This is a genomic window from Mycobacterium sp., from assembly GCF_050701515.1.
GTDB lineage: Bacteria > Actinomycetota > Actinomycetes > Mycobacteriales > Mycobacteriaceae > Mycobacterium.
Window position 1 is genome coordinate 1 of sequence record NZ_JBOGDB010000220.1, and the last position, 4,879, is coordinate 4,879.

Consider the following 4,879-nt stretch of genomic DNA (forward strand, 5'->3'; position numbering starts at 1 on the left):
CGAGCGTCTCGAGCACGGTCGCCACCGTGAAACCCGTGCGGTCCTTGCCGGCGAAGCAGTGCGCGATGACAGGGCGGCCATCCGCGAGTAGCGAAATCACTTGCCGCACCGCTCGCCTGGCACCGCCTAGTGTCGGAAACCGCTGGTACTCCTCGGTCATGAATCGCCCGGCCGCCACGGCGACGTCTTCGTCGTCGGGCTTCTCGCTCATCATCTTCTGGAAGGTCGCTTCGTGCGGCGCCTCACCGTCGACCGCGGACACGTCGGGAAACGGCAACAGGTGCACGGCGACGCCGTCGGGCACCAGCCCCGGCCCGCGACGCTCCACCTCCCGCGGCGAGCGCAGGTCGGCGACATCGGTGATGCCGAGCCGGCGGAACAGGCCACGGCCGACGTCGTCCAGCCCGGTCAGCTCGCTGGACCGGAAAAACCGCCCCGGCCGCAGCCCGGTTTCCTCCGCGACGTCGCGAAAGTTCCACGCCCCCGACAGTTCCCCGGTGTCGATGGTCACTCCTGCGTCACCGCCGCGGCGAAGGCCGATTTCTCCTTGCCCAGTTCCGCACGCGCGACGGTGCGCATGTGCACCTCGTCCGGGCCGTCGAACAGCCGCATGGCGCGGTGCCAGCTGTAGAGCCGGGCCAGCGGGAAGTCGTCGCTGACGCCCGCGGCGCCGTGCACCTGGATGGCGCGGTCGATCACATCGCAGGCCACCTTCGGGGCCACCGCCTTGATCTGCGACACCAGCAGGTGTGCGGCCTTGTTGCCCTGCTGGTCGATGGTCCACGCCGCCTTCTCGCACAGCAGGCGCGCCTGATCGATTTCGTTGCGCGACTTGGCGATTGACTCTCGTACCACACCCTGCTCGGCCAACCGCTTGCCGAACGCGACCCGCTTCTGCACCCGGTCCACCATCAACGCCAACGCACGCTCGGCGGCCCCGAGCGCCCGCATGCAGTGGTGGATCCGGCCCGGACCCAGCCGCGCCTGCGCGATCGCGAACCCCGAACCCTCCTCGGCCAGCAGATTGGTGGCGGGCACCCGCACGTTGTCGTAGACGACCTCGCAGTGGCCGTGCTGGTCCTGCCAACCGAACACCGGCGTGGAGCGCAGAATGTTGACCCCGGGGGTGTCGATCGGCACCAGCACCATCGACTGCTGCTGGTGACTGGCCGCGCCCGGGTTGGTCCGGCCCATCACGATCAGGATCTTGCAGCGCGGGTCGGATGCACCGGTGGTCCACCACTTGCGGCCGTTGATGACGTAATCGCCACCGTCGCGGGTGATCAGCGTTTCGATGTTGCGCGCGTCGCTGGAGGCCACCGCCGGCTCGGTCATCGAGAACCCGCTGCGGATCTGCCCGTCCAGCAGCGGCTCCAGCCACTGCTTGCGCTGCTCCCCGGTGGCGAACAGATGCAGCGTCTCCATGTTGCCGGTGTCGGGAGCCGCGCAATTGATCGCCTCGGGTGCGATCTCCAGGCTCCAGCCCGACAGTTCGGCAAGCGGCGCGTACTCCAGGTTGGTCAGCCCGGAGATCGACGGCAGGAACAGGTTCCACAGTCCCCGCTCCTTGGCCAGTACCTTGAGCTCCTCGATGACCGGCGGAACCGTGTGGTCGTCGGGCCCGGCCGCACGGCGGTACGCCTGGTAGGACGCCTCGGCGGGAAAGACGAATTCCGTCATGAATGCGGACAGCCGCTTGTGGTAATCCTGCGCCTTGGCCGACATCGCGAAGTCCATGTAGGCCACACTAAAGGGTCTGCAGACTGGGCAGGCGCGCCGCCCGAACCCGCTACGACAGACCCCGCGCGATGACCAGCCGCTGAATCTGGTTGGTGCCCTCGAAGATCTGGGTGATCTTGGCTTCGCGCATGTAGCGCTCGACGCGATAGTCGCGGGTATAACCGACGCCGCCGAACACCTGGACGGCATCCGTGGTCACCTTCATCGCGGCGTCGGTGGCGATCAGCTTGGCGACACTGGCCTGGCCCGAATACGGCCTGCCCAGGTCGCGCCTGCGTGCGGCGTCCAGGTACGTCGCCCGCGCACTGGTAACCGCGGCGGCCATGTCGGCCAGCACGAACCCCAGACCCTGGTGGTCAATGATCTTGCGGCCGAACGTCGTTCGTTCGTTGGCGTAGGCGGTGGCCTCATCCAGCGCGGCCTGCGCCAACCCGACGGCGACCGCGGCGATGCCAAGCCGGCCCGAATCCAATGCGGAGAAGGCGATCGCCAGCCCCTGCCCCTCCTCGCCGATGAGCCGATCGGCCTCGACATGCGCGTGGTCGTAGAACGCCGACGTGGTGGGAACGGCGTGCAACCCCATCTTCTCCTCCGGCTTGCCGAACGACAGGCCCGCCAGGTCGCCGGGGATCAGGAAGCACGAGATGCCGCGCGAACCTTCCCCGGTGCGGGCGAACAGCGTGTAGAAGTCGGCACGGCCGCCGTGGGTGATCCACGACTTGGAGCCGTTGATCAGATAGCCACCGTCGTCGGCCTTGGTGGCCGCGCACCGCAGTGCCGCAGCGTCCGAACCGGCCTGCGGCTCGGACAGGCTGTAGGCGCCGATCTGCTCACCCGACAGCATGCCGGGCAGCCAGCGCCGCTTCTGCTCGTCGGTGCCGAAGGCGAGTAGCGGGTGCGACGACAGGCTGTGCACGCTGACCGCGACCGCGACCGCCGCCCACCGGGCCGCGATCTCCTCGAGCACCTGCAGATAGACCTCGTAAGGCTGGCCCCCGCCGCCCCACTCCTCGGGCTGGGGCAGGCTCAGCAGCCCCGCCGCGCCCAACTGCGCGAACACCCCCTCGGGGTAGGTCTCCGCTTTCTCATGCGCGTCGACGATCGGGTCGAGCACCTTGTCGGCGACGTCGCGGGTGAGCGCGATGAGGTCTGCTGCCTCCTGCGACGGCAGTAACCGGTCGACGGCCATCAGTGCGCCCCGAGGCGATCGTCGGCTTTAGCTGTCGGTGTCGTTTCGTAGGGTTCGGGCATGGCTGCGGGCCGGTTTGGTGTCACGCCTGGCGGGGTGAGTTCGCTGCGTCGGGATGGCTCGGAGTGAGGCGGGCATACAAGTTTCGGATGCGGCCGACCGCGCGTCAGCACATCGCGATGGCGGCGTGCGTCGCGTCGCATCGGGAGTTGTATAACGCGGCGTTGCAGGAACGCCGTGATGCGTGGGTACACAGTAAGACCCGGATCCGTTACGGAGATCAATCCGCTCAGCTGAGCGACATCCGGTCGGTACGCCCGGATGCGGCGGTGTGGTCGTTCTCCAGCCAGCAGGCCACCCTGCGCCGCCTCAACAGGGCCTTCGATGGGTTCTTTCGCCGTGTCAGGGCCGGGCAGCGGCCCGGGTTTCCGCGGTTCAAGGGCCACAGCCGGTTCGACAGCGTGCAGTGGCCCAAAGACGGCGATGGTGCGCGCTGGCACCCCGCGCGGGCGCGGGTGTATCTGCAGGGCATCGGTCAGGTCAAAGTGACGATGCACCGGCGGGTGGCGGGGCGGGTGAAGACCATCCAGATCCGGCGTGAAGGCCGGCGCTGGATGCTGATCTTGTCCTGTGACGAGGTGTCCGAGAATCTGTTGCCGGCTACCGGTCGTCGGGTTGGTGTTGATGTCGGGATCGCCAGCTTCGCCACCACCTCCGATGGCGCCCACGTCGAGAACCCGCGCTGGGCGCGCGCGGCGGCCGACACGCTGGCCGGTGCGCAGCGGCGGCTGGCCCGAGCCAAGCGGGGTTCCAAGAACCGGGGCCGGCTGCGGGAGACGCTCGCTGCGCGGCATCGCAAGATCGCCAACACTCGGCGCGACTTCCACCACAAGACCGCCCGGACGCTCGTCGAGTGCTACGACGTGATCGCGGTGGAGGATTTGGCGATCGCCAATATGGTGCGCCGAGCCAAGCCCGTGGCCGACCCCGACGTGGCCGGTGCGTTCCTGCCGAATGGGGCGGCGGCCAAGTCCGGGCTGAACTTGAGCATCAGTGACGCTGGCTGGGGGCAGTTCCTCTCGATTTTGCGCGCCAAAGCGGAAGACGCTGGACGCATCTGGATTGAAGTGGATCCCCGGCACACCTCCGATGGATGCGAAAGATGTGGTTATGCAGCCAAGGAGAATCGCCTCACCCAAGCGGTGTTCACCTGTCGGCGCTGTGGGCATACCGCCCACGCCGACGAGCACGCCGCACGCAACATCCTGCGGGCTGGACTGGCCCACCACGCGCACGCCGCGTGAGAAGAAGCTGACGGCTTCAACCGTCAGAGAAGTCACGGTCAGCACTGTATCCGGGGCCACCGGGCGATTTAGATGTGACTGCCGGTAGCGGTTAGGGTGTCAGGTCATGACAGACACGCACACCACTGTCGGGGTGGTCCGGGAGTCCGGCGTGCGCGAGCGGCGGGTGGCGCTGGTGCCGAAGGCGGTGGCGCCACTGGTCAACAGCGGCGTGGAAGTTGTCGTCGAAGCCGGTGCCGGGGAAAACGCGCTGTTGCCGGATGACCTCTATATCGAGGCGGGTGCCACGATCGGCGACGGCTGGGCGGCCGACATCGTGGTCAAGGTGGCGCCGCCGACCGCCGACGAGGTGGGCAAGCTGCACAACGGGCAGACCCTGATCGGTTTTCTGGCCCCGCGCATCGAGGACAATCAGATCGAGGCGCTCAAGGCGGCGGGTGTGCAGGCGTTCGCGCTGGAGGCGATTCCGCGGATCTCCCGGGCGCAGGTGATGGACGCGCTGTCGTCGCAGGGCAACGTCGCCGGCTACAAGGCCGTGCTGCTGGCCGCATCGGAGTCGACGCGGTTCTTCCCGATGCTGACCACCGCGGCGGGCACGGTGAAGCCGGCCACCGTTCTGGTGCTCGGGGTCGGGGTGGCCGGACTG

Annotated in this window: 5 protein-coding genes; 2 read left to right on the plus strand and 3 right to left on the minus strand. The window is 68.1% G+C overall.

The window, feature by feature from the left end:
* The 3 genes from ACRDU5_RS17305 to ACRDU5_RS17315 all read right to left on the minus strand — a co-directional run.
* The coding region (locus tag ACRDU5_RS17305; RefSeq protein WP_526615896.1) for a tyrosine-protein phosphatase at positions 1-511 on the minus strand (511 nt) is incomplete at its 3' end.
* Positions 508-1,725, minus strand: a complete 1,218-nt coding sequence (locus ACRDU5_RS17310) for an acyl-CoA dehydrogenase family protein (protein WP_526615901.1) — start codon at positions 1,723-1,725, stop codon at positions 508-510. The genes ACRDU5_RS17310 and ACRDU5_RS17305, both read right to left, overlap by 4 nt.
* Positions 1,726-1,789: 64 nt before the next feature.
* Positions 1,790-2,929, minus strand: a complete 1,140-nt coding sequence (locus ACRDU5_RS17315) for an acyl-CoA dehydrogenase family protein (protein WP_526615897.1) — start codon at positions 2,927-2,929, stop codon at positions 1,790-1,792.
* A gap of 125 nt (positions 2,930-3,054) precedes the next feature.
* Here ACRDU5_RS17315 and ACRDU5_RS17320 point away from each other — a divergent pair, with 125 nt between their 5' ends.
* Positions 3,055-4,233 carry a transposase gene (locus ACRDU5_RS17320; RefSeq protein ID WP_526615898.1) on the plus strand — a complete coding sequence of 393 codons (1,179 nt, stop codon included), beginning with the start codon at positions 3,055-3,057 and terminating at the stop codon, positions 4,231-4,233.
* A gap of 106 nt (positions 4,234-4,339) precedes the next feature.
* Positions 4,340-4,879 (plus strand): Rossmann-fold NAD(P)-binding domain-containing protein (locus tag ACRDU5_RS17325; protein WP_526615900.1); only part of this gene is annotated, 540 nt, incomplete at its 3' end.

Coding starts and splice junctions, on each gene's coding strand:
- ACRDU5_RS17310 (WP_526615901.1), bottom strand. CDS start 1,725: ATGTCGGCCAAGGCGCAGGATTACCACAAGCGGCTGTCCGCATTCATG.
- ACRDU5_RS17315 (WP_526615897.1), bottom strand. CDS start 2,929: ATGGCCGTCGACCGGTTACTGCCGTCGCAGGAGGCAGCAGACCTCATC.